Genomic DNA, 25800 nt, shown 5'->3' with positions numbered 1-25800 from the left:
TGGGTGAATGTCCCCACGACCCTCCTCGGCCTGCTCGAACCCGAGCCGAGCCACGGCTACGAACTCAAGCGCTCCTACGACACGCTGTTCGCCGACAACGGGCGGCCGCTGTCCTTCGGCCAGCTCTACGGCACGCTCAACCGACTGGAACGCGACGGGCAGATCCAGGTGCTCGGCGCTACCCCGGGCGGCGGTCCCGACCGCAAGCAGTACATGATCACCGATACCGGCGTCGCCCACGTCGAGACGTGGTTGTCCGAGCCCGAGCGGCCAGAGCCGATGCTGCAGGCCACCCTCTTCGTCAAGGTCGTCCTGGCCCTGCTGTCCGACCGTCCGGCCGCACGGTACCTGGACCTCCAGCGCGACGCGCACCTCGAGCGGATGCGCGAACTCACCGCGATGCGCAAGGCCGGCCCGCTGAGCCGGACCATGCTGGCCGACTACGGCCTCTTCCACCTCGAAGCCGACCTGCGCTGGATCGACATGACCGCGGCCCGGCTCGACCAACTCCGAGACGAGGTCAGCCGATGACCATCCTGTCCGCGGACAACCTCACCAAGACCTTTGGCGCCACGGTCGCGCTCCATGGCGCCAGCATGTCCCTCGAGCCTGGCGAGATTCTCGCCGTGATGGGGCCGAGCGGATCCGGCAAGTCGACGTTGTTGCACTGCCTGGCCGGCATCTTCGCGCCGGACAGCGGCACCGTGACGTTCGACGCACGACGATTGGACACCCTGCCCGACCGGGAGCGCACCCGGCTGCGCCGGACCGACTTCGGGTTCGTGTTCCAGTTCGGCCAGCTCGTACCGGAACTGACCGCGGTCGACAACGTCGCGCTGCCGTTACTGCTGGCCGGAGTGCGCCGAGGTACCGCCTATGAGCGGGCCAGGTCGTGGTTCCCGCGCCTGGAACTGGCCGGACTCGAGGATCGGCGCACCGGTGAGCTGTCCGGCGGCCAGGCGCAGCGGGTCGCCGTGGGCCGGGCGCTGGTCACCGGGCCGAAGGTGCTGTTCGCCGACGAACCGACCGGCGCGCTCGACTCGCTGACCGGTGAAAAGGTGATGGACCTGATGGTGGACACGGTCCGGGCAGAAGGCACGGCGGTCGTCCTCGTCACCCATGACGCGCGGGTCGCGTCGCACGCCGACCGGCAGATCACGGTCCGCGACGGGCAGGTCATCGCAACGGGGGCACGGGTCTGATGATCCGCTTCGGACTGCACATGACGCTGCGCAGCGGCCGGGAGGCGTTCACCCGCCTGGTGGTCACCGCGCTATCGGTAGCCGTCGGCGTCGGGCTGCTGCTATCGGTGCTGGCGATGTATCACGCCTACCGGGACGCCATCGGCAAGCCGTGCTGGCAGTGCACCAGCACAACAGACGCGCACGGCTCGCTGCTGTGGAACTACAGCGAGGACGAGTACGACGGCGCGACTATGCACCGGCTGGACGTCGCGATCGTAGGCGCGCACGCGCCGGTGGTGCCGGGTCTGTCGGCGATGCCGGCGCCGGGGCAGTACTACGTCTCTCCCGAGTTGGCCACACTGTTGCGCACCACGCCCGGGGACGAACTCGGTGACCGCTTTCCCGGCGCCCCGGCCGGAATCATCGGTCCGGCCGGCCTGCAGAGCCCGGACGATCTCGTCATCGTGATCGGGCACCGGGCCTCCGACCTGACGAACCTGCCGCACACGATGCGGGTCGGGCGGGTCCAGACCGCACCGCACGGCCTGTCCACCTCTCAGTTCTACCAGTTCGGCTTCGCGATGGGCGCGGTCGCGCTACTCATCCCGATGCTCGTGCTGATCGGCAACGCGACGCGGATGGCGGCGGCCCGCCGTGAGCAACGGTACGCGGCGATGCGGCTGGTCGGCGCGGAACGCTCGCAGATCAACGTGGTCGCCTCGGTGGACGCGGTGGCCGGCGCGGTCCTCGGCGCGGCACTGGGTACCGGGCTCTATACCGTCCTCCGTCCCGCGCTCAAAGACATTCCGCTGCTGGGATACCGCTTTTTCGACGACACGATCACTCCCACCGGATGGGGATTCGTGGGCATCCTCGTGGCCGTCCCGGTGACGGCCGCGATCAGCTGCCTACTTTCCCTGCGCCGGGTGCAGATCTCGCCGCTCGGTGTCACCCGGCGAGCCACGCCGGCCGCACCCCGTTCGTGGCGCGTCATCCCGCTGTTGATCGGCCTGGCGATCTTCATCATTCCGGTCCTCACCTCGCCCAGCGGCTCCCGCGGGACCCCGGATCTGGCCGTACTCGCCCTGATCCTCGTCATGACCGGACTCATGATCTCCGGACCGTGGCTGACCATGATGGCGTCTCGGCTGCTGGCTCGGTGGACCTTCGGTGGGTCCAGCCTGCTGGCCGCGCGCCGGCTGGCCGACAATCCGCGCGCCTCGTTCCGGGCCGTCAGTGGGCTGATGCTCGCGGTCATGGTCGGCACCGCGCTGGCCGCGCTGGTACCAGCGGCAATCGACTCGCAGGACACCACGCACACCAGTCCGCTGCGCGACGTCCTGCGGGTCGGGTTCCTTCAGGGCGATCAGCTCAAACCGGGCCCGGGCACGATCGAAGGGCTCACGCCGTCCCAAGCTGGCCCGCTGCTTGCCAAACTGGCCGCGATTCCCGGCACGGTCTCCGTCCCCCTCTACCATCCGTCCCAGGCCGACGACGCCGTACTGCTGCCGAACGAAGGGCCGATGTCGGGGCCTGGCGGCCAGCTGGTCGTGCGGTGCGCCGACGCGCAGCGGCTGCCGGCGCTAGGCGTGTGCCCGGCGGGCGCACGCGCGGTCCTGATGGACGGGAGCGCGATGTACACGGACAACCTACGCGCGCTCAACGACTACCTGCCGTTCATCACGTCGAACAGCCATGCGGCATCCGAGGACGGAACGCAGCAACTGGTCAGCGACCTGATGGTCAAGGTGGACAGCCAGGCAACCCTGGAACGGGTCCGCACCGTACTCAGTGGCTACCGCGAGGATATTTCGCCCTACGAGACGCCGGTGACGTTCGGTGAGGTCGGCGATGTGCGCGCCAAGCTGTATCTGGAGATCCAGCGGATAGTCACCATCCTCGCCGGCGTCACGCTGCTGGTCGCCGGTTGCGGGCTCGCGGTGGCCATCGCCGGAGGCCTGGTGGAGCGCAAGCGGCCGTTCACGCTGCTGCGCGTCACCGGTACCGGGATAGGCACTCTCTATCGCACCGTCCTGTTGGAGACCGTGATGCCACTGATCGCGGCGACCGTGCTCGCGGCCGGCGTCGGGATGTCGGTTGCCTACCCGATCGCCCGGGCACTCGCGCCCGAACGCCATGGCGTCGTACTGCCGCACCCGAGCTACGCGCTGACTCTATGCGGCGGATTGCTGATCTCGGTCGCGATCATCGCGGCGTGTCTGCCGATCCTGAGCCGGATCACCGCAACCCAGAATGCCCGGTTCGAGTAACGCTATGTGACCGAACAAGATCCGCCGCCTGTTCGCCGAACTCTTCACCACCACCAACCACACCATCGACCACTGGCTGGCCTGGTCTCGATGGCGGCGCATCCACTGTCGTCATGAACCAGCAGGGTCGCTTCGAACCGCCGCGGGTTTGAGGACGAGGTCGTGCACGAGGTCGCGCCGATACCAGGTGCCTGGCTTACCGCCGAGGTGGGCCGGGTCGGCCGGGCCGACGGCGACGAACCCGGCTTTGGTCAGTACCTTCTGGGACGCGACATTCTGGCTGGCGGCGGCCGCCCGCAGCGTGCGCAGCCCGTGCTGGGCCGCCGCCAGCCGGCACAGCTCCCGGACCGTCGCCGTCGCCACGCCACGGCCGGCCACATGCTGCGCGACCCGGTAGCCAAGTTCCCCGGTGTGGTCTTCGATGTTCACCAGGTTGAACCGGCCGAGTACCGAGCCGTCCTCGTCGACGAGCACGTAGAAGGCGCGCATGCCGGTCTCCTGCTCGGCCAGCAGGGCGTGGTACCCGTCGGTGAACCGGGCGAAGAAGTCGTCGCCGCGGTCGGAGATCGAGGCGGCGAAGTAGGCGCGGTTGGCCAACTCGAAGGCCAGGACCGCCGGGGCATGGCCGGCGTGCAGCCGCTTCAGCTCGGGCATCGCCCGACCGTACCCAGGTGGTACGCCGAGGTCATCTGGTTTTCGCCAGCGACAGCCAGGTCGGCAGTGAGGACGGCGCCCCGAGGACGAGCCACTGATCGAGCGTCACATCACCGGCGAGACGCGCGGCACCAGTTCCAAGGCCGTGCGGCGCATCGCCAAGCGCGCGGACGGCTGGCTGCCGCTGCTCACCACACCCCGGCCAGCCGGAGCCGCGGAACTGCGCGCGAGCTGGGACCGTGGATCTGAATCTCCAGGCCTGGTTCACCAGCACTCGGCAGATGCTTGAGAAGGCGGTGGAGATCCGCGAACGGGTCGCAGCGTCATGACCGATGTCGCCAAGGCCGGAGACGGCGGCAGCGCTTCTACCCCGGCTGAGGCGAAACAGGAACTCCCACCGGGTGCCGGCGTGTGGCACGAGGATTTTTGCGGCCGGCCCGCCCTGTTCGGGCGGGCCGGCTGGATTTCCTGAGGGGCTACGGGGTGACCCGTTGCCAGTTCTGGTTGGTGGCGTAGGGGACGTACGACCAGACCTGGTCTCCACCGGCGGTCGTGACGGTGACCTGTACCGTGGCTCCGCTGACCTTCGCACCCTTGATGGCGGTGACTCCGTTGGTGCCCGACCGCAGTACCTGGTAGCCCAGCGGGTAGTCGCCGTCGTGCGCGAAGTGCTGGAGGGTCTGCGACGTCTTGCCGTCGGACGACCTCATCGTGAGGATGGCGAACGTGGCCTCGCCGTCGCTGGCGTTGACGAAGGAGACGGAGCCGATGGTGAAGGTGTAGTGGGTGGTGCCGCCGCTGGCGCTGCCGCTGTTGTACACATTGGACTCACCGACGCCGTTGGCCATCGGTACGCAGTACTCCGTACCGCCTCCGTCATTGTCCTCGATGCCGATCAGCAGGCCGGTGTTGCGGAAGTCGACCTGGTGGTAGTCCTTGGAGGGCTTGTGGAAGCTAGTCGGCCCACTCACCTGGCGGAAGGCACCGTTGCGGAAGGCGTAGCCCCGAACCTGCCGGTCGCAGGGTTGCCACCCGTTCGTCTGATACGGGCCGTAGGCGGTGAGCCGCACGACGCCGTCGTCGACCGTGATGCTCTCGCGGGAGAATGTCGCGCTCAGGTTGGCGGCGTCCGTCGAGTTGACCACGTACCCCATCGGGGTCAGCGCGCCGTCCGCGGCGACCTTCAGGGCCAGCAGTTGAGTGACGTTGAGCGACTCCTCGGTCTGGCATCGAATGGTGGTGAGTTCCTCGCCGCCGGGGACGCCGTCGAGGTTGGCCCGGATCGGCGTCAACTCCCCGACAACGAGTTTCACGCTGCCGGACAGCTTCGCCGTACCGTCGACGAAGGTCTTCTTGCCCTTCGCCTTGCACGCGGTCTCCTCGCCGGGGAACGCCGGGAGTTGAAGCGTGGCGTTGCGCACGTCCGCCGGCGCCACGGCGACCGCCGAAGAGGTGGCCGACGACGTACCCGTCGACGCGGCCGACGGAGTGGCCGACGGGGTGGGGCTGGCCGGGGTGGGGCTGGCCGAGGCCGTCGGGCTCGGCGAGACTCCCGTGGCGGGCGGCGAGTTGTTGCCCCGTGGGTTGGCGGCGTACGCCGCGATCGGGGCGGCGACCAGCAACGCTCCGACCACCGAGAATACGGTGAGACGGACTCTGCGCTGACGGGCCACCGTCTGTCGTACCGCCGCGGTGCCCGGCAGCGGCAGGTAGGCGGAGCGCTCGGCGGCGTCGAATTCGGCGAACGCGCCCTGAACCAGTTCGTCCAAGTTGTCAGTCATTACCAATCCTTCCCAGTCATCCCTTCAGGTGCTCGGCCAGGGCGCTTCTCCCCCGGCTGAGCCAGCTTTTGACGGTTCCCTCGGCCACACTCTCCTGCTCAGCGATCTCCGCGACGGACAGCTGCCCCAGGTAGTGCAGGACGATCGCCTTACGGAGCTGGGCCGGTATCTTCGACAAGGCCGCGACCAGCGCCACGCGATCCGGTGACGGCCCGTCGAAATGTTCTCCGCGTTCGCGGTGCAGGAACTTTCGGGTCGTCTCCAGCCGGCGGAGCCTGCTGGTGGCAAGATTCCAGGCGACCCGACGCACCCAGGAATAGGGGTCTTCGTACCTGCGGATCCGTTCCCATCTGCTGTACGCCCGGCAGAACGCCTCCTGGACCACATCCTGCGCCTCGGCCCGATCACCCAGGTACGCGAAGAGCTGCGACCTGAGAACGTCGAACTTGGCCGCGTAGAACTCGTCGAAGTCGCCCTGTCCATCCGCCGCGGTCGACGCGCGAGGCGCGGCCGCCTGTGGTGTTTTCACTGCGGTCACGATTTCCTTCCTCGGTCATGCCGCCCTCATGGGCGGGCATGTCGAACACGTACGGGCGGCGCCGTCGGTTGCGAATTTATTTCCGAGGCGCTGTCGCGCTGCCGACAGGCTGCGTGACGACGAACTCGTGTACCACGTCGACGACTCGCTGCCGGTCATCGTTCGGACACTATGGACGCTCTCGTAATCGGAGCCGACCGCGTTCGCGCCGAGATCGATCAAGCTGACGAACAGACCGAACGAAGTCTCGCGAAAACGAAGCGCCGGTTCTCGTGGCTTGGCCGCACCTGGGTAGGGTGATCTCTGAGATCCGATGACAGACGACGGGCGGCCAATTGTGAAGCAGGCATTGAGCGTCGCGGTGGCGCAGCCGAGGTGCGTGGCCCACGCTGTGGCGGCCAACGCCGCGGCCCATGCGCAAGCCGTTCGCGCGGCGGACGCGCGTGTGGTGGTGTTCCCCGAGATGTCGTTGACCGGATACGAGCTGAACGCCGCGCCGATCGCACCCGATGACGAGCGGTTGGCTCCGATTGTCGCTGCGTGCGCCGAGACTGGAACGATTGCCCTGGTGGGCGCGCCCGTACCAGGTCCCGGCATAGGGGTGCTGGCGATGGATGGCGGAGGCGCACGCGTGGTCTACGCGAAGGTGTACCTGCATGGCGACGAGGCCGACCGCTTCGTGCCTGGCGAACCCGCGGTGATCGAGGTGGACGGCTGGCGACTCGGGCTTGCCGTCTGCCGCGACACAGGAGTTCCTGAACATGCGGTCAAGACCGCCGCCCTGGGCATGGACGGATATGTCGCCGGAGTCGTCCACGCCGACCATGAGGCCGACGTTCACGGCGAACGCGCCCGCCGGGTTGCCGCCGACCACGGGGTGTGGGTGGCCACGGCCGCCTTCGCGGGTCCCACCGGTGGTGGCTTCGACCGTACCTCCGGTCGTTCGGGCATCTGGTCCGCGGAAGGCGAACTCATCGCCGAGGCAGGTACCGCCCCCGACGACCTCGCACGGGCTGTTTTCACCCTGTAAGGCCGCGCGGCGCGGACCATCGGGTAGGAACACAACCCGCCTACCGCGTGTTCCGAAGTCCCTGAACGGGGACTTCATGACACGGGTAGACCGTCACCCGTTGTCGCGGGCCACCGCGTCGCGCCAGCGGGTCGCGGCCCGGGTCATGTCCTGACAGGCCATGCCGAGGAACTGGCCCACCGCGGCGAGCCGCCCGCCGGCCGGGGTGCCGGTGCCCAATACGGTTGCGCCGCGCCGGGCCGCCTCGGCCAGCGCCGCGTTGCGTCGCGCACTGGCCAGGAACGCGCGGTACCAGATGTCGTCGTCGACCAGGTACCGCTCGCGGCGGCCGCGGCGGTCTCGGCGCACCCACGCCTGGTCTTCGAGGTAGCGGATCGAGGTGGATATCGAGGCTGGGCTGACGCTCAGGCGCCGTACCAGGTCGGCGGCGGTGAGGCTGCCGCTGTCTGCGGTGTACAGGCAGACCAGTACGCGCGCCGCCATCCGCGGGAGGCCGGTGCCGACCAGCAGCGCGGTGAACCCATCCGCGAACTCCCGCACAGTCTGGGGATCCCGGCCGTACGCGTCGACCCCGGCCGGTGCCGCCGCCGCGCGGGCAGGACGGGGCCGCCGGGCGCGCCGCTCGGCGGCGAGCTGCGCCGCGTCGGCTTGATAACCCGCGGGTCCGCCGTTGCGGAGCACCTCGCGGCTGACCGTCGAGGCGGGCCGGCCCAGGTCCCGGGCGATCTCGGTGTAGCTGGCGCCGCCGGCCAGCCCCGCGGCGATGTAGTGCCGCTGGTCGTGGGTGAGCCTGCCGCCGGGCACCGCACCCCTCCTTGCGTTCGCTCGCACCATCATTGCAAAACAGATTTATAACACCTGGTCAGAGGCATGTCAGCAAGGCGTCCCAGTTGAGGCTTACCTGAACGCAAAATAGCGTTCGGGGCGATCCGGGAGACCTGAGAAAAGGAACGAGATGACCGACACCATCGCCACACACGCCGGGGTTCAGAACGTGCTCGACGCGACCGTGGCCGCCGGGGTGGCGCCCGGCTACGCCGCCGCGGTGCGGCAGGGCAACACCACCTGGTTCGGCGCGGCCGGCGTGTCCGACACCGACATCCGCGCGCCGCGCCGTCCAGAACAGCGGTTCCGCATCGGCAGCACCACCAAGACGTTCACCGCCACCGTGCTGCTCACGCTGGTCGGCGAGGGCGCCCTGGGCCTCGACGACCCGGTCGAAAGCTGGCTGCCCGGCATCCTCGACGGCACCGGCGTCACCATCCGCCACCTGCTCCAACAGACCAGCGGGCTGTTCAACTACGTACTCGACGAGAAGCTGCTCGCCGATTACGTCGGGCCGGCGTTCCTGGCTCACCGCGACGACACGTTCACGCCGGAGCGGCTGGTCGGAATCGCGCTGGCGCACCCGCCGCTGTTCGCGCCCGGCGCCGGCTGGTCGTACTCCAACACCAACTACATCCTCGCCGGTATGATCATCGAACGGGTCACCGGGCACGCCTACGCAGCGGAGGTCGCCGACCGCATCGCCGGCCCGCTCGGCCTGACCAGCACCTACGTGCCCGGCGACGAAACCGGCATCGACGGCCCGCACCCGAGGCTCTACTCCAAGCTGATGCTGCCCGGACCAGACGCGCCGGTGCACGACGTGACCGAACTCAACCCCAGCCATGGCTGGGCCGCCGGCGGCATGATCTCCACCCTGGAGGACCTCAACCAGTTCTTCGCCGCACTGCTCGGCGGCCTGCTGCTGCCGCCCGACCTGCACCGCGAGATGTTCACCGGCATCTCGACCGATGGCGGCGGTTGGATCCCCGACACGACGTACGGGCTCGGTGTCTACTCGCAGCGCCTGCCGAGCGGCACCACCGTGTGGGGGCACGGCGGAGCCATCCACGGCTCCTGGTCGTACGTGATGGGCAGCATCGGCGGCAGCCACCTGCTCGCCCAGAGCATCAACGGCGACTGGACCACCCTCGACGTGTTCGCCCGCGCGTTGGACGCCGAATTCGGCTCCTTGACCTGAACAGCTGGTACCAGAAAGGCAGTGCGCGCAGGTCACCCCTAAGCGATGTCCGGCCCCGGCGGGCGAGATCTCCTCTCCCCGCCGGGGCCGGAGGTTCTGCGGATTCGAGCACCGTTTTCACGGTGCCGCACTGGTTCCGGCCACCGCGCATCCGCTGGCGACCTCTGCTACGGGTCGGCGCGGCGGCCACCGAGGCTCGAAGACGCCGTGGGCCACTGGACCAGAGCCCTCGTCGACCAGCACCCACCCGCGCCGATCTATCGCAGCATGCTTACCGCGGAGCGGGCCTTGCTGAGCCCGGCCGGGCAGTCGGTGAACTGAATGGATCTACCTGGTAACATCCGCGTCAGTCCCGGGACCGGTCCGGGTTCGCGGCGCCGCAACGGGTGAGGTAGGCGGCCCGCCCGCATCAAACCCTTCGACCGTCCGGAGACCGAACGGCCATGGCCAGAAGATCCACCATGCGATCCGGTACCGCGAAGAGCCTGACATACTCGGTGCTCTGCACGCTGTTCGGTGTGCTCTTTGTCGTCGGCGGCGTGTTCACCTGGAAACACCCCGCTGACTGCGGCGGGCAGACGATGCAGCAGGGCGACACCTGCGAGGTCACGCAGAACGGCTCCACCGACAACAAGAACCTGTCGCAGCAGGAGTCATCCAACCACCGCGAGGCCATCGTCATGTTCGTCCTCGGCCCGCTGATGATCCTCGGCGGTGCAGCCTGGCTCGGCGGCGAGATCCGCATCCGCCAGCGGCGCAACGCTTCCGCTCAGCGCGGCGCGGCGATCGCCGGAGCCGGCCCCTTTTTCGGGCCGGGTCAGGCTCCGCCGCAGATGTACAACCCGGCGCAGGCAATGGGCCAGCACCCGTACGCCGCCTCGGCCCAGCAGCAGTACGGCACCCCTCAGCCCCAACAACCCCAGGCCTACGGCGCGCCGCCGCAGCAGGGCTGGCCGGGACAACAAGCGCCGCAGGGGTGGCCAGGGCAGCAAGGGCAGCCGCCGCAGCAGGGCTGGCCGGGACAACAAGCGCCGCAGGGGTGGCCAGGGCAGCAAGGGCAGCAGCCGCAGCAGAGCGGCTGGAAGGGGAACTGATCCCGCTAGATGGGACAACCGGCGTTGCGATGATCGGCTTCGGTGCGCGGCTCGCGTTCGAGGGGCAATAAGGATTCACTGACATCGGCACGTCCGCACGCCGGCGCCACCGCACGCCCGTCACGCATCGTCCCCCGGGCAGGCGGCAGATCCGGTCGTCTCACTGCCGGGGCATCAACGCCCGTGAACGCGACGGCAGTGGAACCTTCTTCTGGATAGATTAGGTGGGTGCGGCCGCAAGCGCCCAGGGGTCACCGGGGCTTACCACGGGCCGGCAGCGGGTACCGCACTGGATCGTCACCGAGCGGCGGAAGGCGGATCGTCATGGCAGGCACGCGGCAGATCCTGTTCATCCAGGGCGGCGGCGCGGGCGCCCACGACGAATGGGACGCCAAGCTGGTCGACAGCCTGAAGCGGCAGCTCGGAGACGGGTACGAGGTCCGCTACCCACGCATGCCCGAGGAGGACGACCCGAGCTACGCCAGGTGGAGCACGGCCATCCGACGGGAGATGACGGACCTGGACGACGGCGCGGTCGTCGCCGCCCATTCGGTGGGCGCGACGATCCTCATCAACCTACTCGCTGATCGGCCACCGGAACCGGAGCTCAGCGCGATAGTGCTGATCGCCGCTCCGTTCGTCGGCGCGGGCGGCTGGCCCGGCACCGAGTTCGAGCTGCCACCCGACCTCGGCGCGAGGCTCCCGCAAGGCATGCCGGTGCACGTGTTCCATGGACTCCAGGACCAGATTGCCCCACCGTCGCATGCTGACCTGTACGCCCGCGCCATCCCGCAGGCATGGGTGCACCGGCTGCCCGGACGCGATCACCAACTGGGCAACGACCTGACCGAGGTGGCGAAGACGATCAGTCTTGACGAGCTCGGACCCACCCGCGGATAGCTGACCACCCACAGCCCTCCCGATCGAGTCATCGGCGTTATGCGCGCGTCTGGACGAACGGGCGCATCCGCCCGCACCTCGACGTCAGTCCGCTCAGCTGGACGCGTGGGCCTGGGCGAGGTGCGCCCGCCACGCCCGGGCGACCGGCTTCGACGCGCCGGCGCGGCTGCGGATCATGCCGATCGGTGGATGCTCCGGCGGACGCGCCAGCTGACGGACCTGGACCAACGGGCCCGGTGCCCCGGCGTTCGATGCGGACAGCAGCGCTACGCCCAGGCCGGCCGAGACCAGCTCACGGATGCTGGCCGGACTGTATGTCTCGAACTGAACGCGCGGTTCGAACCCGGCATCGGCCGCGGCGGCGAGCAGGATGGTGTGCAGGCCGCTGCCGGCACTCAGACACACGAACGGCTCGTCGCGCACCTGCTCCAGCGAAGCGGCCGGGCCACCCGGTAGTGACCAGCCCGGCGGCGTGATCAATACTATCTCCTCGGTCACCAGGGGCTCGGCGACGAAGCCGGGCGCCAGGTCGGCGTGAATCGGTCCGAGAACGACGTCGAGTTCACCGCAGTCCAGCTCTTTCAGCAGTTGGTCGATCAGGCCGGTGCGCAAGGCCAGCGTCACGCCCGGATAGCGCCGGTGAAACTGGGCGAGCAGCCCGGGCAGGTCCAGCGACGCGAGCCCTTGGGTGGCGCCCACCCGCAGATGCCCGCGCATCACGCTGGCCAGTTCGTCGAGGTCGGCGCGGGCGTGCTCGATCTCGGCCAGCACTGTCCGGGCGCGGGCGAGGAACAGCTGGCCGGCGTGGGTGAGCGTGACCCGCCGGGTGGTGCGTTCCAGCAGCGGCGTTCCCAGTTCCGCCTCCAGCCGTCGGATCTGTGCCGACACCGCCGGCTGGGCGACGTGCAGGCGTTCGGCCGCGCGACTGAAACCGGCGTGCCGGACGACCGCTTCGAAGTACACGAGCTGGCGTAGTTCCACCGATTCATAGTGAATGCTTCTAGGTGGCATCACAAACGCGTCTTTGACTTATGGTTCGTCGCTGTTGAAGGTGGGAGTCATGGAACGACGACACCTCGGCAGGCAAGGGCTGGTCACGTCGGCGATCGGCTTCGGTTGCATGGGACTGTCCCAGGGGTACGGCCCCGTGGACGACGACGAGTCCGTGCGGGTGCTGCGTGCGGCCCTCGACCTCGGCGTGACCATGCTCGACACCGCGATGAGCTACGGCGGCGGCCACAACGAGCGGCTGCTCGCCCGCGTCCTTGCCGGCCGCCGTGAACAGGCGGTGGTCGCCACCAAATTCGGGATCGTCCGCGACGCCGGCGGAGTGCGCCTCGACGGGCACCCGGACCACGTCCGGGGCTACGCCGAGGCGTCCCTGGCCCGGCTGGGGATCGACGTCATCGACCTGTACTACTTGCACCGGGCCGACCCGCAGGTGCCGATCGCCGAGACCGTGGGGGCCATGGCCGAACTGGTTCGCGCCGGGCTGGTGCGTCACATCGGTCTGTCCGAGGTCACCGTCGAGCAGTTGGAGCTGGCCTGCGCGGTGCACCCGGTCGCCGCTGTGCAGTTCGAGTGGTCCCTGCTGTGGCGCGATCCCGAGGACGACGTGGTGCCGGCCGCTCGCCGGCTGGGCGTCGGGCTCGTGCCGTACAGCCCGTTGGGACGTGGTCTGCTCAGCTCGACGCTCGCCGTCGACGAGATCGACAGCAGCGACTTCCGCCGCGGCGACCCGCGCTTCCACGGAATCGACCTGACTCGGAATCTTGCCCAGATCACGGCACTGACCAGTATCGCGGCCGACATGGGCATCACGACCGGTCAGCTCGCGTTGGCGTGGCTGCTCGCGCGAGGACCGGACGTGGTGCCGATCCCGGGCACGCGCCGGCTCGACCGAGTCGAAGAGAACTCCGCGGGGGCGGCCCTTGGGATCGACGAGGCCGACCTGCGGCGACTGGAGCAGTTGGTGCCTCGGTCCGGTTGGTCGGGCGACCGCCAATCTTTCGCGGTACCGGTAACAGCCCGGGCTACGGACCGAACGGGTCAACCCGCCCGCCGTCGCCACCACCGCGGTTACCGCTGATCCGAACCGCTACGACTGGCAGTTGCCCCCGTCCAGTAGCAGACCGAGCTCTTCGACCCGAAGTCGCCGCTCACAAAATTGATGCCCGACCCTATGTTGGAACTGATCTGCGACCGAATGTGATGATCGGGAGGCGCGGACAGTGGCTCGGGTCATGGCATGAACCTGCGGATTCAGTTGTTCGGCGAGGTATGCGCGTGGCGCGACAACGAACCAGTCCGCCTCGGCCCGGCTCAGCAGCGCGCGGTGTTCGCGCTGCTGGTGTTGGCGGGTGGTCGGCCGTTGTCGCGCGACGCCCTGGTCTCGGCGTTGTGGGGTGATGACCCGCCGCGGCACGCTGCGAACGTCATCCAGACCTACATCATGCATCTGCGGCGGTCGCTGGATCCGGAGCGGGTCGCGCGGGCGCCGAGTGGGGTGCTCACGCGTTCTGGTGATGGGTACCTGCTGCGGCTGGTCGATGACGAGGTCGACGTGTTGCGGTTCCGCCGGCTTGTGGCGGTGGCGCGGGAGGCGCACCGGTCCGGTGGCCATGATGCGTGCGCCGCGGCGGCGGAGGAGGCGCTGCGGCTGTGGCAGGCCACGCCGGTGGCGGACGTGCCGCTGTTGGCCAGTCACCCGCTGGTCGCCGCGTTGGTCGAGGAGCGGTGGGCGGTGGTGGCGTGGTTCGCGGACGCGGCCTTGTGTCGCGGTACTCCCGGCGACGCCCTCGCTGTCGTCGAGGAGGGCGTCGCGGCCCGGACCCTTGACGAGCCATTGCACGGCTGGCCGATTCGGTTGTATGCCGCGCTGGGTCGCCGGGCCGACGCGTTGGGCTGCTACGAGCGGTTGCGACGCCGGTTGGTTGACGAGTTGGGTGTAGATCCCACACCGCAACTGCGTGAGCTGCGGCACGCGGTGCTGAGCGATGAGGCTCCGCGCCGGGTGCCCGCGGCGCGGAGCCTGCCGCCCGACGCGTCGCCAGCAGGCCCGTCGCATCAGGTGCCCAGGCAGCTGCCCGCCCCGCCTCAGCTATTCACCGGTCGGGCCATGGAACTGGCCGACCTGGGGAAGATCCACGATGCGTCCACGGTAGTGATTACCGCTATCGACGGAATGGCCGGCGTGGGCAAGACCGCCCTGGCAGTGCATGCCGCACACCAGATGGTCGACCGGTACCCTGACGGGCAGTTGTTCATCGATCTGCACGGCTACACCGATGGTGTGGCGCCGGTCGAGCCGGGCGAGGCGCTGGACCAGATGCTTCGCGCGCTCGGGATGGCCGGAGACCGGATCCCCGCCAACCTCGACCAACGTGCCGGGTTGTACCGCAGCCGGCTGGCCGATCAACGCATGGTGATCGTGCTGGACAACGCCGCGACCGAAAGCCAGGTGACCCCACTGCTACCCGGCGCGCCTGGTTGCGTGGTGCTGGTCACCAGCCGCCGCCGGCTGGCCGGGCTCGACCACACCCACACCCTGTCGCTGGACACCCTGCCACTGCCCGACGCCATCACCCTGCTGCGCCAAACCGCCGGTGAAAGCCGGCTGTTCGGTCAGTCACCGGACGTGGCGGCCGAGTTGGTCGAGCTGTGCGGCCGGCTGCCGCTGGCGATCCGGATAGCCGCGGCCCGGTTACGCTCCCACCCCACCTGGACCCTGGACCATCTCGTACAGCGGCTGCGCGATGAGCGGCACCGGCTGGTCGAGTTGGAGGCCGGGCGGCGCAGCGTCACCGCCGCGCTCGACCTGTCCTACCGTGACCTCAGCGACGATCTGCGACGCGGGTACCGGCTGGTGGGTCTGCACCCCGGTCCAGACATCGACGCGTACGCCGCGGCCGCGCTGCTCGATGGCACCCTCCGGGAGGGGGGCCGGGTACTTGAGCAGCTGCTGGAGGCCCACCTCCTGCAGGAACCCGCCCCGGGCCGATACCGGTTCCACGACCTGACCCGCGCCCACGCCGCCCACACCGCGACCCGGGACGAAACCGAACACAGCCGGCGCATGGCCCTGGACGGCCTCCTCGGCTACTACCGGCATACCGCCGCGGCGGCCATGGACGCCGCCTACCCGTACGAGCGTGAACACCGTCCGCGGGTTCCACCCGCGCGCACCCCCAGCCCCACCCTGCCCCACCCGGCGGCGGCGCTTGGCTGGTTGGACAGCGAGCTGCCCAACCAGCTGGCCACCGCGAGACACGCGGTCGAACACGGCAGGCCGGCACACCTGCTGCACGTATCGGCCATCCTGCACCGCCACCTGCGCACCCGCGGCCGACTCCATGCCGCCGAAACCCTGCAACAGCAGGCGCTGAGCACCGCACGCGCCACCGGCGACCAGGCAGCCGAGCTGGACGCGTTGACCGGCCTCGGCCACGTCCACCGGCTACAGGGCCGGTACGACCATGCCATCGACCACTACCAGCAGGCGCTGGAGCTCGCCCCCACCATCGGCCACCAGACGGCCGAACTGGACGCACTCGCGGGTCTCGGCCAGGTCCATCTCTTGCAGTGCCGGTACGAACAAGCCACCGATCACCTGGAGCGGGCTCTGCGGCTCGCCCCCACCATGAGCCACCATCCCGGGCGAACTGCAGGCGCTGAACGGCCTCGGCGTAGTCCGCCGCGCCCAGGGCAGGTATGGGCAAGCCAGCGACCACCACCTGCGGGCGCTGCACCTGGCACGCGTCACCGGCCACCTCAGTGCCGAGCAGACCGCACTGGCCGGCCTCGGCGTAATCCACCGGGTGCAGGGTCGTTTCGAGCAAGCCACCGACTACTACTGGCAGGCGCTGCGCCTCGCCCGCGTTCATGGACACCACCTCGGCGAGCTGCTGGCGCTGATCGGCCTCGCCGGTATTCACCTGGCACAGGGCCGGTACCAGCAGGCCACCGAGCACTACCAACAGCTGCTCGGCATCGCCCAGCAATGCGGCCATCGCACCTGGCAGTTCGAAGCATGGCAAGGACTCGGCCGACTACAGCACGCAACCGGTAACCCGGAGACCGCCCTCACCCATCACCACCAGGCGCTGGTGCTCGCCACCGAACTGGGCCAGCCCAACGACCAGGCCCGCGCCCATGACGGGCTCGCCCGCGCCCACCTGGCGCTGCGCCAACCTGAACAGGCCCGCACACACTGGCAACACGCCCTCGATATCCTCACCCGTCTTGGCGTCGACCACGCCGAAGAAACCACCGTCGCGGCCATCCGTAACAACCTCGCCAACCTTGGCGTCGCTGAGTGAGGGCTCTGCCGGCTCCGATTCTGGACTCAACCGGCTGTCGGGCTCAGGCCATGAAGGACGCGCTGACCGTGTCGGCGAGCTTTTCGGCCGTGTCAGTGGCGAAGTCGAGCAGCGTCATGGCGTCGTGCTCGGGGCCGCCCAGAGGTGCCATATAGATCACCAGCCGGTGCCCCTCGGTACGGTTGAGAGTCAGCACCTCATGGCTGAGCGTCATGGTACCGACGACGGGGTGGCGGAAGGTCTTCGAGCCGTCACCGATGGCACGCACCTCGTACCGTTCCCACAGCCGGTTGAAGTCCGGACTCTTGACGATCAGCTCACCGACGAGTGCCGCGAGGTCCGGCGCGTCCGGGTCGGTGCCCGCGACGGCCCGTAGCTGCGCGACGCACCCCTTGGCCTTTCGCTCCCAGTCAGGAAACAGGTCGCGGGCGGCTGGGTGCAGGAACGTATACCTGATCGTGTTGCGCTGCCGCGGCGGCCAGTCAGCCATGCCGTGCAGCAGGCGTATGCCGCCGGGATTGGCGGCGAGAAGGTCGTTCGTGCGGCTGACGACGTAGGCCGGGTTGGGTCGCAGCGTCTCCAGGAGCAATTCCATCGTGGGCCGGACGGTGCGCGAGGGTTGCGGCCGCGGTTGCGGGGCTCGGCGGGCGGCCTGGATGGCGAGTTCGCGTAGGTACCCGTGCTCCTCGTCGTCCAAGCGCAGTGCGTTGGCCAGGGCATCGACAACGGCGGGGCTGGGGCGGGTCTCTTTGCCGCGCTCCAGGCGGGTGTAGTAGTCGATGCTCACGCCAGCGAGCGCGGCCAGCTCCTCCCGGCGTAGTCCCGGGGTGCGGCGGTATCCGGTCCCGGTCGGTAGACCGACGTCGTCGGGCCGGATTCGGCTCCGGCGGGCCCGCAGGAACCGACCCAGCTCGGTCTGTTCGCTCATGCGCCCATTCTGCCTCGTCGAAGATCCGATCTGCACCGGCGAGGGGGGCCCTGTCACACCCCGGAAGATCGCGGTCTGCCTCAGGTCACGGGAGCGCACGAGGGTGTCTGTGCACGCTCATTCGGCTGAGAGGATCCCGATGACCACGACCACCGTCAGACCGGCCGGTCGCCCGACCCGCGCTCCCGCGCCCCCGGTCCGGTCCGGCGTCGTCCTGTTCGCGGCCCTGCTGGGCTTTTTCATGATTGGTCTGGACGCGTCTGCGGTAAATGTCGCGTTACCCCGCATCGGCGAGGCCCTCGGCGGCTCGACCACGGGCCTGCAATGGATCGTGGACGCGTACACCCTGATGTTCGCGGCGCTGCTACTGTCCGCGGGCGCGCTGTCCGACCGGCTCGGCGCCAACCGGGTCTTCGCCGCCGGGATCGCCGTGTTCACGGTGGCATCGGCGGCCTGTGGCCTCGCGGGCAACACCGGCGTGCTGATCGGCGCTCGGCTGCTGCAGGGCAGCGCCGCGGCGGTCGTGCTGCCGTCATCGCTGGCGTTGGTGCGCTGGGCCTTTCCCGACGCGGCCGAACGTGGCCGGGCGATCGCGATGTGGACGGTCGGTGGGGCTGTGTCCACCGCGGCCGGGCCCGTGGTCGGTGGGGCGCTGACCAGCTCACTGGGGTGGCGCACGATCTTCTTCCTCAACCTGCCGGTCGGGTTGCTGACCCTGGCGATGCTGACCAAGGTACCGGGTGCACCGCGAAGGGCCGCGCAGCTGGACCCGCTGGGGCAGCTCCTGGCCGTTCTCGCACTGGGCGGCCTGATCTATGGGGTGATCCAGGCCGGGGCGTCCGGATTCAGCACGCCATCCACCCTGATCGGCCTGCTGGTCGCGGCCGTGGCGGGGGCTGCTTTCCTGGTGACCGAGGCACGGGTCGGCGATCCGATGGTGCCGCTGAGCCTGCTGCGGTCCCGTACCACCGCGATCTGCCTGACAGTCGGCTTCGCGGTCAACGCGGCGTTCTACGGGGTCATCTTCGCGCTGAGCCTGTTCTTCCAACAGGTTCTCGGCCAGTCCGCGATCGCGGCCGGCGTGATGTTCCTGCCCATGACCGCGCTGGTCGCCCTCGCGAACATGAGCTCCGCGCGGGCGGCGGTTCGATTTGGGTACCGCATGCCGATCGCCGCGGGACAGCTCGTCTGCGCGCTGGGATTGCTCGCCCTGCTCGGGGTCGGCATCGGCGCGGGGACGAGCCGCCCGCTACTCGCGGTCCTGCTCATCCCGACGGGTATCGGCCTGGGCTTCGCCGTACCATCGCTGACCGCTGCCATGCTCAGCGACCTCCCCGCCGAGCGGGCGGGCCTCGCCGGGGGCATCTTCAACGCCGGTCGTCAGATGGGCGGAGCGCTGGCCGTCGCCGTCTTCGGAGCGCTGGTCTCCCACCCCGGCTCCTTCGTTCCCGGGCTACGGCTCAGCCTGCTGTCCGCCGCGGTGCTCCTGCTCGTGACGTTCGTGGCGACGGTCTTCCTGCCAGGCAGAAACAGCAGGCGATGAACGCATCGCGCCAAACGCCATGGGAAGGCGGTGTCATCGCGGTCGACGAACGCTGGCTACCCGGGAGTCCTTGGTGGCAGGTCGCCCGGCGGATGGCTCAGCGGGGCGCGACGGACACGAGGCGCCGCAGGGTCGGATCGTCGGTTGCCCGGCGGTACGCCTCGGCCGCGACTGGATCCTTCTCGGGATCCGGCCGGTTCCTCGGGTGCGTGCCCGCTCGAAATACACCCCCGAGCGTGCGGTCCCAGGCGATCACGGCGTCCGCATTCGATAGCCCGAAGCGACTGACGAGCAGCCGCTGGATCGTCGGCGCCGGCGCGCCGTTGAGCTTCTCGCCCAGCACGCAATCGACGATCTCCGCCGCATCGTGGCCGGGGATGGCCAGGTCGTCGGTTGGCCCTTCGTCCGGCTGAACGGGCCGTACCCTGGCGAGCCAGGCCGCGGCGACATCACCGGCGAGTACCGCGTCGACGCGCAGTGCTGGTGTCATCAGTGGGTACCTGCGGCCGAACGTCCATCGACGCGGATCGGTCGCGGGGTCGAGCACGACTACCCGTTCGCCATCGAGCAGCGGGATGTAGGCGGGCATGTGCTCCACCGGCCGGCCGTAGGCGTCGGCCATGTCGAACTGACCGATGATGCCGCCCGGAAGGTTCCAGTCCCCGCTTCCGTCGGCGGCAGCCAGCATCGCCGCGGTCGGTGGTTCGCCCGGCAACCATCCCGCGTCTGGGTCACCGATCAACCGCGCGGCGAGCAGGGTGTGCAGTTGTCTGCTGTCTCCGACGCCGTCAATAACCACGCGGAAGCCACGGCCGGACGGCCGGTGCAATACGAGCACCGGCGCTTCGTCGAGCACGAGCAGGAGTCCGTACAGAAATTCCGCATTGTCGAAGTCGTCGCCGATCGCTTCAATCGCCCGCAGCAGCCGTTCCCGCTCGGGCATTGCCGCACGGACCTCGGCGCGCTGCGACAACATCAGCGCCGGCCGCACCCACGCGTTCCCGTAGAACCACGCCTCCGCCAGACCGACAGGGTCACTGGTTCGCGCGCCCGCCGCCTTGAAGCGCTCCACCGTCGCGCTGAAGGCCGACTGGTCCGTTGACGACGGCGGCTCACCGAGCACGTCGTTGTAGAGGCTTCGGAACTCCGCGGCCGACTCCATGGCCTGGCACGCGCGCGTCACGAACATGCCCAGAAACGGAGACACATCGCTGAGCCCGAAGGCCATGACGGCGGCGGTATCAGCCAGCGCCGACGCCCGGCCGAGCTCGACCTCCGCGAGCACTGGCGCCAGGCAGACGAGACCTCGCTCGACCTCCTCCGCCGACGCCGCTCGACATGCTGCGATAAGGGCGCGACCGGCCGCGTTGTAGGCGGCGTGGTCCCAGGACTGGAGTGCCGAAACCACACCCGCAGCCGCCTCGTCCGGCGTCATCACCGGCAGATCGTACCCCTGTGGTGCCCGGCGTCGATCAACAGTCGGAGGACGGAACCTCACACGGGCGCGTCGAGTGCTCGCGCGAGCGCGTGTGGACCGGTCCGGCCGCTCGGTGCCTCGGCATCCGCGACCGAGCCCGGATTTGCCGCCGCGTCACCCGCTACGGTGCTCGGCATGGACGACACCATATGGCGTAGGAACTTCGCGACCCCCGTGATCCGCACCGACTTCGCCCACCAGGACGAGTGGACGCGGATACAGGCGGCGATCGACGAACCGCAGACCGAGCACGCGTTCCAGGCCTACGTCGACTTCGTGGACGACAAGGCATACGAGGGCCTGACCGCGTCAGGGCTGCTGCGGATCGTGCCTGACGACTCGGACGCGAGGTTCGTGTTCCTCGTCGACACGCAGGCGCTCACTCATCCCGACCGGCCGATTCTCGTGGTGAACCTCTACGACTGGGTCGAGGGCCTCGAGGACCAGGGCAGGGGACCCCAGTACGGCGCCACCTTCCGGGTCGTGCCATCGGCGATGTGGTCGGTACAGAACAACCTGTTTCTGGCGAACATGGACTGGGAGGAGTTCGCGGGCAGCGTCGATGACGACGGCATCTTCCGCGGCTTCGAGTAGCGGCAGCCAGTTCTCCGTGCGGCCAGGTCGCCGGCACGTGGGGCCGGCGACCCGCTGGGCTGCGGCGCGGCCTCGACGATGCGGCAGGCCGGTCCTTCGCGCGTGCCCGCCAGGGACCATAGATCCGAGTTGCCGAGACACCACACAATCGTGGGATGGCGTGGTGGCGACAGGTCGACTGCCCGGTGCGGTCGGTCGAGCAGGGCTGGATCGAGCGTTCGATGGACTGGTTCGTCAGCCAGTTCGGCACCCGGCGGCTGCACGGCGACGTGGTGCTGCCGACCGACGACTACTTTCCCGGCACGTACCGGGGCACGCGGGAGGACATCCGTGCGGTGCTGGAGCGGCTCTGTACTCACATGGACATCGACCCCGCCCGGGTGGACCTGGAGTACGACGCGGCCGAGGACCACACCGAACTGGCGGCGTACATCCCGGTCAACTCGAGGTCGACGGGCGCGGCCGGGCATCACCGCATCCGCGACGGCCGTTCGGTCATCGGCATCCGCGATGACCAGGCCGAGCACCCGATGGCACTGGTGGCGACCGTCGCTCACGAACTGGGCCACGTTCTGTTACTGGGTGATGGCCGGATCTCCGCCCAGCAGGAGGACCACGAGCCACTGACTGACCTGTTGACAATCTTCTTCGGCCTGGGCATCTTCAGCGCCAACGCCGCGTTCGATTACTCGCGAACAGTTCGAGGCGCGTACAGCTACGCCCGCGCCAGCCGATCCGGTTATCTGACCGAGCCCATGTATGGCTACGGCTTGGCCCGGCACGCGTGGCTGCGCAATGAGGCGGACCCGGGATGGGCACGGTACCTCGACACCAATCCGCGCGCCTTCCTCAGACGCGGCCTGCGGTACCTCGCCCACGCCGAACAAGTCGGGTAACGCCCGCAGCCATAGTCCGTCACCGTGACTTCCCACCTGAGCCCCGGCGCATCGGGCGCCATCCGTAGATTCGCCGGTTGGGTCGCCCGCGGATCGGTGGGCCATCGGATGTTGGAGGGGATCAATTACTCAGGTACTGCACTGGCGGACTTCCCCCCGGCGAAGCCGACCTGCAGGCCGGGGAGTGCGAACTCTTCTGAGGCAGGCCTTGGCAGAGCGGAACCGGATGAGCCCTCGTCCGCCGGTGTCCGGATCTGCCGCCGAACGACCCTGAATCAGGGCCACCGCGAACCGCTCAAGCCAGCCATCCGATAGGCGATGAGCTGTCGCGACGGAACCAGATGTGGTTCAGCTGGTAATCAGGACGGCGACCGTGTCGGCGGAGGTGACCGTGCGCCCCGTCGTGCGCTCGTATCGCCGGATCAGGTCCCGGCGGCGTGACCGCTGCCCGACCCGCCGTTCGGCGCGCAGCAGCAGGTTGCGCCTCGGTGGCGGATAGGCGATGGCGAGGTCGGCTAGGAGGGCGCGGGTGTCGGCGCCCGCGCCGCTGAGCACCCACGCGGCGCCGGGATCGAGCGCGACGAGGGACAGCGCGAGGTGTTCTGGCCGGTGTTCGCGGTCTCTGCGGGCGAGGGCGAGTCGGAGCGATGCTTCGTAGGTTGCCTGGACGTCGAGACCGAGCGGCGGGTTCAACCGGGCGCATCGCCGTCGTGCCTTGGCGGCTCCGAACGGCAGCAGCGGCTCGGGTTTGGTTGGCCGGTCCAGCGTTGCCGGCCTCAGCCGGGAGAAGAACCCGTCCACGTCGATGCCGAGAGGTACAAGGGATTCGCGGTCGGCGGCGGCCCCGGCGCCCAGGGGTGCGGCGTGGCGCACCGCCTCCTGGACGACCGCCTCGGTCGCGCCGTGCCGGCCGAGCACGGCGGCGACGGCGCCACCCGCCGCGGTGAGGGCGAGCAGGACGTGCTCACTGCCGGTGCGGGGATGTCCGAAATCGCGGGCTGTGACCATGGCGCTGTGCACGACACGGCGAAGATCGGGGTGATCACCTCGGAACATCAGACCTCCTCGTTGTGGCGGTACTTCCGGTGAACGGTCTGCTTAGTGACGCCCAGCCGTGCGGCGATGTCCTGCCAGGACCAACCCGCTCGTCGTGCGGCAATGACCTGTTCGGCCTCTAGTTGTTCCATCAGGCGGCGGAGCCGGGCGATCGCGCGCAGCGCGGCGTCGTGGTCGCTGCCGTTCGCGGCGCGGTCGAGGTCAACGATCATCGACATGACGTCAGCATATGCTGACGAGGCACACCCGTCAACATATGCTGACGGACGGATCGTTGCGACGCGCGCTCATAGCCGCTGGCGAGCCGGGGACCTGCCGATGACACTCGTGAAGTCTCGGACCAGGTGGGACTGATCGCTGTAGCCGAGTTCGTCGGCGAGCACTGAGCGGAGTCGGCCCGCTGGGGCTCCCCGAGCAACGTGCCAGCGTTCGTGGTGACCTTCCATCAGGAGAACGAGCTTGCCCCGCACGCGGCCGCCCTCGCTGACCCGGTGCGCGTCGGCGCGCCCCGCGAGCGCGCTTCTTCCAGTCGCTGAGGCTGACGCCGGCCGCGCGCACCACGATCCGGACTTGCCCCGGCCCGGGATGCGTCGGGGGCGTACCGGACGGGAAGGTGGGTTTCAGGCGGCCATGCGCAGGGTGGTGTCGAGCAGGCGGTTCGCGAAGCCGGTCTCGTTGTCGTACCAGCCGTAGATCTTGGCCTGGGTGCCGCCGACGACCTTGGTAAGGCTGGCGTCGAAGATGCAGGACGCCGGGCTGCCAACGATGTCGCTCGAGACGATCGGGTCCTCGGTGTACTCCAGGATGCCGCGTAGCGGGCCGTCCGCAGCCGCCCGGAATGCGGCGTTGATCTCGTCCGGCGTGGCTTCGTGGCCGAGTTCGGCGGTCAGATCAGTGAGCGAGCCGACGGGCACCGGCACGCGGATCGAGTAGCCGTCCAGCTTGCCGCTGAGCCGAGGCAGGACCAGGCCGATCGCCTTCGCCGCGCCCGTCGTGGTCGGGATCAGGTTCAGCGCCGCCGCGCGCGCCCGCCGAGGGTCGCGATGCGGTCCGTCCTGCAAATTCTGATCTTGCGTGTACGCGTGAATCGTGGTCATCGCGCCCCGCTCGATCCCGAACGTGTCGTCGAGGACCTTCGCCATGGGGGCGAGACAGTTAGTCGTGCACGAAGCGTTCGAGACGATCGTGTGGCGTTGCGGGTCGTACAGGTCGTCGTTGATGCCGATCGCCAACGTCAGGTCCTCGTTCTTCGCGGGCGCGGAGATCAGCACCCGCTTCGCGCCGGCGTCGAGGTGCGCGCGGGCCTGGTGCGCGTCGGTGAACCGGCCGGTCGACTCGACGACGAGGTCCACGCCCAGCTCCTTCCACGGCAGCCGCGCCGGATCCCGCTCGGCCAGAACGGCGATCTTCGTACCGTTCACCTCGATCGCGTCGTCGCCGCCGGTGACGCTGGCGGGCAGCGTGCCGGCGGTCGTGTCGTACTTCAACAGGTGCGCGAGCGTCCGCGCATCGGTGAGGTCGTTCACGGCGACGATCTCGACGTCCGCCCGGCGCCCCAACTGGGCCCGGAGCAGGGCGCGGCCGATGCGGCCGAAGCCGTTGATGCCCACACGCACGGTCATGGCGAACAACCCCCATCGTGTAACCAGTCTGTCAGGTTACATGATGGGGGGCCCGGTGAAACCGGTCAAGCTGGTTACCATGGCGTTGTGGAGTTCAACTTCTTCGGCGGCGACCTCGCCCTCGACCTGACCGGCACCCTCGGCAGGCGTTACGGCGGCACCCCCGTGGAATTCCTCCACTCCCCCGCCGACCTGCACCGCTGGTTCACGGCCGCCGGCATCGCCGACCCCTCGGCCACCCCGGACGACGACGACCTCGCCACCGCCAAAAACCTTCGAGAGGCCATATACCGCCTCGCCTACGCCGCCATGGCCGCCCACTCCAGCCGCCACATCATGGCCAACGACACCGCCACAGCCGCCGTCATCGCCGCCCCGGACCCCGCTGTCGCGGCGCACGGCGCTGTCGCGGCGAATCGCTTTGATGTGGCGGACCGCGCCGGTGTGACGGACGGTGCTGTTGTCGCCGGCCGTGCTGGGGTCGCTACGCCCCTCGACCGCGCCGTTCCCGCTGGCGCCGTCGCCTTGTTCGATCCGGCCGACCGAGCCATCGTGAACCAGGCGGCCGCGATCGCGCCCCCACTCGTACGCATCGACGACACCGGTGCGTTGGTCCGCACGGGATCCGCCCAAGCGTCCCTCTCGCTCGTCGCCCGCGCCGCCATCGCGCTCGTCACCGGTCCGTCCGCGGCCCAGCTGCACGAATGCGAAGGCCCCGCCTGCACCCGGATGTTCCTCGACAACTCGGCCCGCGGGACCCGCCGCTGGTGCGACATGAGCCGCTGCGGCAACCGTGCCAAGGTCGCCAAGTTCCGCGCCCGTCAGACCACCTAGAGCCCGTCAGGTCGGATAGCCACACACCGGCGATCTCGCGTAGAAGCCGGCGGCG

Annotated in this window: 24 protein-coding genes and 1 pseudogene; 15 read left to right on the top strand and 10 right to left on the bottom strand. The window is 69.3% G+C overall.

From position 1 onward, the window contains the following. Nucleotides 1-3 precede the first annotated feature (3 nt). Genes ABEA87_RS05915 through ABEA87_RS05905 form a run of 3 tightly spaced genes read left to right on the top strand, consistent with a single transcriptional unit; the run spans nt 4 to nt 3454 of the window. Entirely contained in the window at nt 4-531 is a 528-nt protein-coding gene (locus ABEA87_RS05915; protein ID WP_345626794.1) for a PadR family transcriptional regulator, read from the top strand. Next, a complete protein-coding gene (locus ABEA87_RS05910; protein ID WP_345626792.1) occupies nt 528-1202 on the top strand; it encodes an ABC transporter ATP-binding protein in 675 nt (224 codons plus the stop codon). The genes ABEA87_RS05915 and ABEA87_RS05910 overlap by 4 nt, the downstream gene beginning before the upstream one ends. After that, on the top strand, nt 1202-3454 hold the full coding sequence (locus ABEA87_RS05905) for an FtsX-like permease family protein (protein WP_345626791.1): 2253 nt from the start codon (nt 1202-1204) through the stop codon (nt 3452-3454). The genes ABEA87_RS05910 and ABEA87_RS05905 overlap by 1 nt, the downstream gene beginning before the upstream one ends. A 111-nt stretch (nt 3455-3565) precedes the next feature. Here ABEA87_RS05905 and ABEA87_RS05900 read toward each other — a convergent pair whose 3' ends face one another. The 3 genes from ABEA87_RS05900 to ABEA87_RS05890 form a co-directional block, all read right to left on the bottom strand. Next, a complete protein-coding gene (locus ABEA87_RS05900; RefSeq protein ID WP_345626790.1) occupies nt 3566-4108 on the bottom strand; it encodes a GNAT family N-acetyltransferase in 543 nt (180 codons plus the stop codon). Between the two features lie 476 nt (nt 4109-4584). Next, nucleotides 4585-5889: a hypothetical protein gene (locus ABEA87_RS05895; RefSeq protein WP_345626788.1), complete on the bottom strand. Its 1305-nt coding sequence runs from the start codon at nt 5887-5889 to the stop codon at nt 4585-4587. A gap of 16 nt (nt 5890-5905) precedes the next feature. Continuing rightward, on the bottom strand, nt 5906-6418 hold the full coding sequence (locus ABEA87_RS05890; RefSeq protein WP_345627350.1) for a SigE family RNA polymerase sigma factor: 513 nt from the start codon (nt 6416-6418) through the stop codon (nt 5906-5908). Between the two features lie 322 nt (nt 6419-6740). Here ABEA87_RS05890 and ABEA87_RS05885 point away from each other — a divergent pair, with 322 nt between their 5' ends. Continuing rightward, nucleotides 6741-7457 (top strand): carbon-nitrogen hydrolase family protein, encoded by a 717-nt coding sequence (locus ABEA87_RS05885; protein ID WP_425570775.1) that lies wholly within the window; start codon nt 6741-6743, stop codon nt 7455-7457. A 93-nt stretch (nt 7458-7550) separates the two neighbouring features. Here ABEA87_RS05885 and ABEA87_RS05880 read toward each other — a convergent pair whose 3' ends face one another. Beyond that, nucleotides 7551-8261: a GbsR/MarR family transcriptional regulator gene (locus ABEA87_RS05880; RefSeq protein ID WP_345626786.1), complete on the bottom strand. Its 711-nt coding sequence runs from the start codon at nt 8259-8261 to the stop codon at nt 7551-7553. Nucleotides 8262-8412: 151 nt separating this feature from the next. Between ABEA87_RS05880 and ABEA87_RS05875 the strand changes: the two genes are divergently transcribed. The 3 genes from ABEA87_RS05875 (at nt 8413) to ABEA87_RS05865 (ending at nt 11477) form a co-directional block, all read left to right on the top strand. Continuing rightward, a complete protein-coding gene (locus ABEA87_RS05875; RefSeq protein ID WP_345626784.1) occupies nt 8413-9483 on the top strand; it encodes a serine hydrolase domain-containing protein in 1071 nt (356 codons plus the stop codon). Nucleotides 9484-9944: 461 nt separating this feature from the next. After that, on the top strand, nt 9945-10577 hold the full coding sequence (locus ABEA87_RS05870; protein WP_345626782.1) for a hypothetical protein: 633 nt from the start codon (nt 9945-9947) through the stop codon (nt 10575-10577). A gap of 324 nt (nt 10578-10901) precedes the next feature. Beyond that, nucleotides 10902-11477, top strand: coding sequence for an alpha/beta fold hydrolase (locus ABEA87_RS05865; RefSeq protein WP_345626780.1), 576 nt, complete (start codon nt 10902-10904; stop codon nt 11475-11477). A gap of 93 nt (nt 11478-11570) precedes the next feature. Here the strand turns inward: ABEA87_RS05865 and ABEA87_RS05860 are convergent, their stop codons facing one another. Beyond that, nucleotides 11571-12458, bottom strand: a complete 888-nt coding sequence (locus ABEA87_RS05860) for a LysR family transcriptional regulator (protein ID WP_345626778.1) — start codon at nt 12456-12458, stop codon at nt 11571-11573. Nucleotides 12459-12537: 79 nt separating this feature from the next. Here ABEA87_RS05860 and ABEA87_RS05855 point away from each other — a divergent pair, with 79 nt between their 5' ends. The 3 genes and pseudogenes from ABEA87_RS05855 to ABEA87_RS42555 all read left to right on the top strand — a co-directional run bounded on the left by ABEA87_RS05855 (nt 12538) and on the right by ABEA87_RS42555 (nt 16795). Beyond that, nucleotides 12538-13566, top strand: a complete 1029-nt coding sequence (locus ABEA87_RS05855) for an aldo/keto reductase (RefSeq protein ID WP_345626776.1) — start codon at nt 12538-12540, stop codon at nt 13564-13566. Nucleotides 13567-13725: 159 nt separating this feature from the next. Continuing rightward, nucleotides 13726-16104: pseudogene (locus tag ABEA87_RS05850) on the top strand (AfsR/SARP family transcriptional regulator); the annotation flags it as partial. Between the two features lie 22 nt (nt 16105-16126). Further along, a complete protein-coding gene (locus tag ABEA87_RS42555; protein ID WP_425570784.1) occupies nt 16127-16795 on the top strand; it encodes a tetratricopeptide repeat protein in 669 nt (222 codons plus the stop codon). Between the two features lie 43 nt (nt 16796-16838). On the opposite strand, the gene ABEA87_RS05840 is transcribed toward ABEA87_RS42555, so the two are convergent. Next, complete coding sequence (locus ABEA87_RS05840; RefSeq protein ID WP_345626772.1) at nt 16839-17723, bottom strand: helix-turn-helix transcriptional regulator; 885 nt, start codon at nt 17721-17723, stop codon at nt 16839-16841. A 139-nt stretch (nt 17724-17862) separates the two neighbouring features. Between ABEA87_RS05840 and ABEA87_RS05835 the strand changes: the two genes are divergently transcribed. Further along, the gene (locus ABEA87_RS05835) at nt 17863-19266 is read left to right on the top strand and encodes an MFS transporter (protein ID WP_345626771.1); all 1404 of its coding nucleotides are present in this window, start codon (nt 17863-17865) and stop codon (nt 19264-19266) included. A gap of 97 nt (nt 19267-19363) precedes the next feature. Here the strand turns inward: ABEA87_RS05835 and ABEA87_RS05830 are convergent, their stop codons facing one another. After that, on the bottom strand, nt 19364-20704 hold the full coding sequence (locus ABEA87_RS05830; RefSeq protein ID WP_345626769.1) for a hypothetical protein: 1341 nt from the start codon (nt 20702-20704) through the stop codon (nt 19364-19366). Between the two features lie 174 nt (nt 20705-20878). Here ABEA87_RS05830 and ABEA87_RS05825 point away from each other — a divergent pair, with 174 nt between their 5' ends. The 3 genes from ABEA87_RS05825 to ABEA87_RS42550 all read left to right on the top strand — a co-directional run bounded on the left by ABEA87_RS05825 (nt 20879) and on the right by ABEA87_RS42550 (nt 22548). Beyond that, nucleotides 20879-21337 carry a DUF6924 domain-containing protein gene (locus tag ABEA87_RS05825; protein WP_345626768.1) on the top strand — a complete coding sequence of 153 codons (459 nt, stop codon included), beginning with the start codon at nt 20879-20881 and terminating at the stop codon, nt 21335-21337. Between the two features lie 155 nt (nt 21338-21492). Next, the gene (locus ABEA87_RS05820; protein WP_345626766.1) at nt 21493-22233 is read left to right on the top strand and encodes a hypothetical protein; all 741 of its coding nucleotides are present in this window, start codon (nt 21493-21495) and stop codon (nt 22231-22233) included. 24 nt (nt 22234-22257) lie between these two features. Continuing rightward, nucleotides 22258-22548 (top strand): DUF7677 family protein, encoded by a 291-nt coding sequence (locus ABEA87_RS42550; protein WP_425570773.1) that lies wholly within the window; start codon nt 22258-22260, stop codon nt 22546-22548. A 33-nt stretch (nt 22549-22581) separates the two neighbouring features. On the opposite strand, the gene ABEA87_RS05815 is transcribed toward ABEA87_RS42550, so the two are convergent. From ABEA87_RS05815 to gap, 3 genes are all read right to left on the bottom strand, one after another. Further along, nucleotides 22582-23289 (bottom strand): Clp protease N-terminal domain-containing protein, encoded by a 708-nt coding sequence (locus ABEA87_RS05815; RefSeq protein WP_345626764.1) that lies wholly within the window; start codon nt 23287-23289, stop codon nt 22582-22584. Next, nucleotides 23289-23507, bottom strand: coding sequence for a helix-turn-helix domain-containing protein (locus ABEA87_RS05810; RefSeq protein ID WP_345626762.1), 219 nt, complete (start codon nt 23505-23507; stop codon nt 23289-23291). Before ABEA87_RS05810 ends, ABEA87_RS05815 begins: the two co-directional genes overlap by 1 nt. A 402-nt stretch (nt 23508-23909) precedes the next feature. Next, the gene (gene gap / locus ABEA87_RS05805; protein WP_345626760.1) at nt 23910-24911 is read right to left on the bottom strand and encodes a type I glyceraldehyde-3-phosphate dehydrogenase; all 1002 of its coding nucleotides are present in this window, start codon (nt 24909-24911) and stop codon (nt 23910-23912) included. Nucleotides 24912-24998: 87 nt separating this feature from the next. Here gap and ABEA87_RS05800 point away from each other — a divergent pair, with 87 nt between their 5' ends. Next, nucleotides 24999-25745, top strand: a complete 747-nt coding sequence (locus tag ABEA87_RS05800) for a CGNR zinc finger domain-containing protein (RefSeq protein ID WP_345626758.1) — start codon at nt 24999-25001, stop codon at nt 25743-25745. Nucleotides 25746-25800: the final 55 nt, after the last annotated feature.

This window comes from Rugosimonospora acidiphila, from assembly GCF_039543385.1.
Classification (GTDB): domain Bacteria; phylum Actinomycetota; class Actinomycetes; order Mycobacteriales; family Micromonosporaceae; genus Rugosimonospora; species Rugosimonospora acidiphila.
The sequence above is the reverse complement of the archived record's forward strand: the minus strand, read 5'-3'. Positions and strand labels throughout refer to the sequence as shown.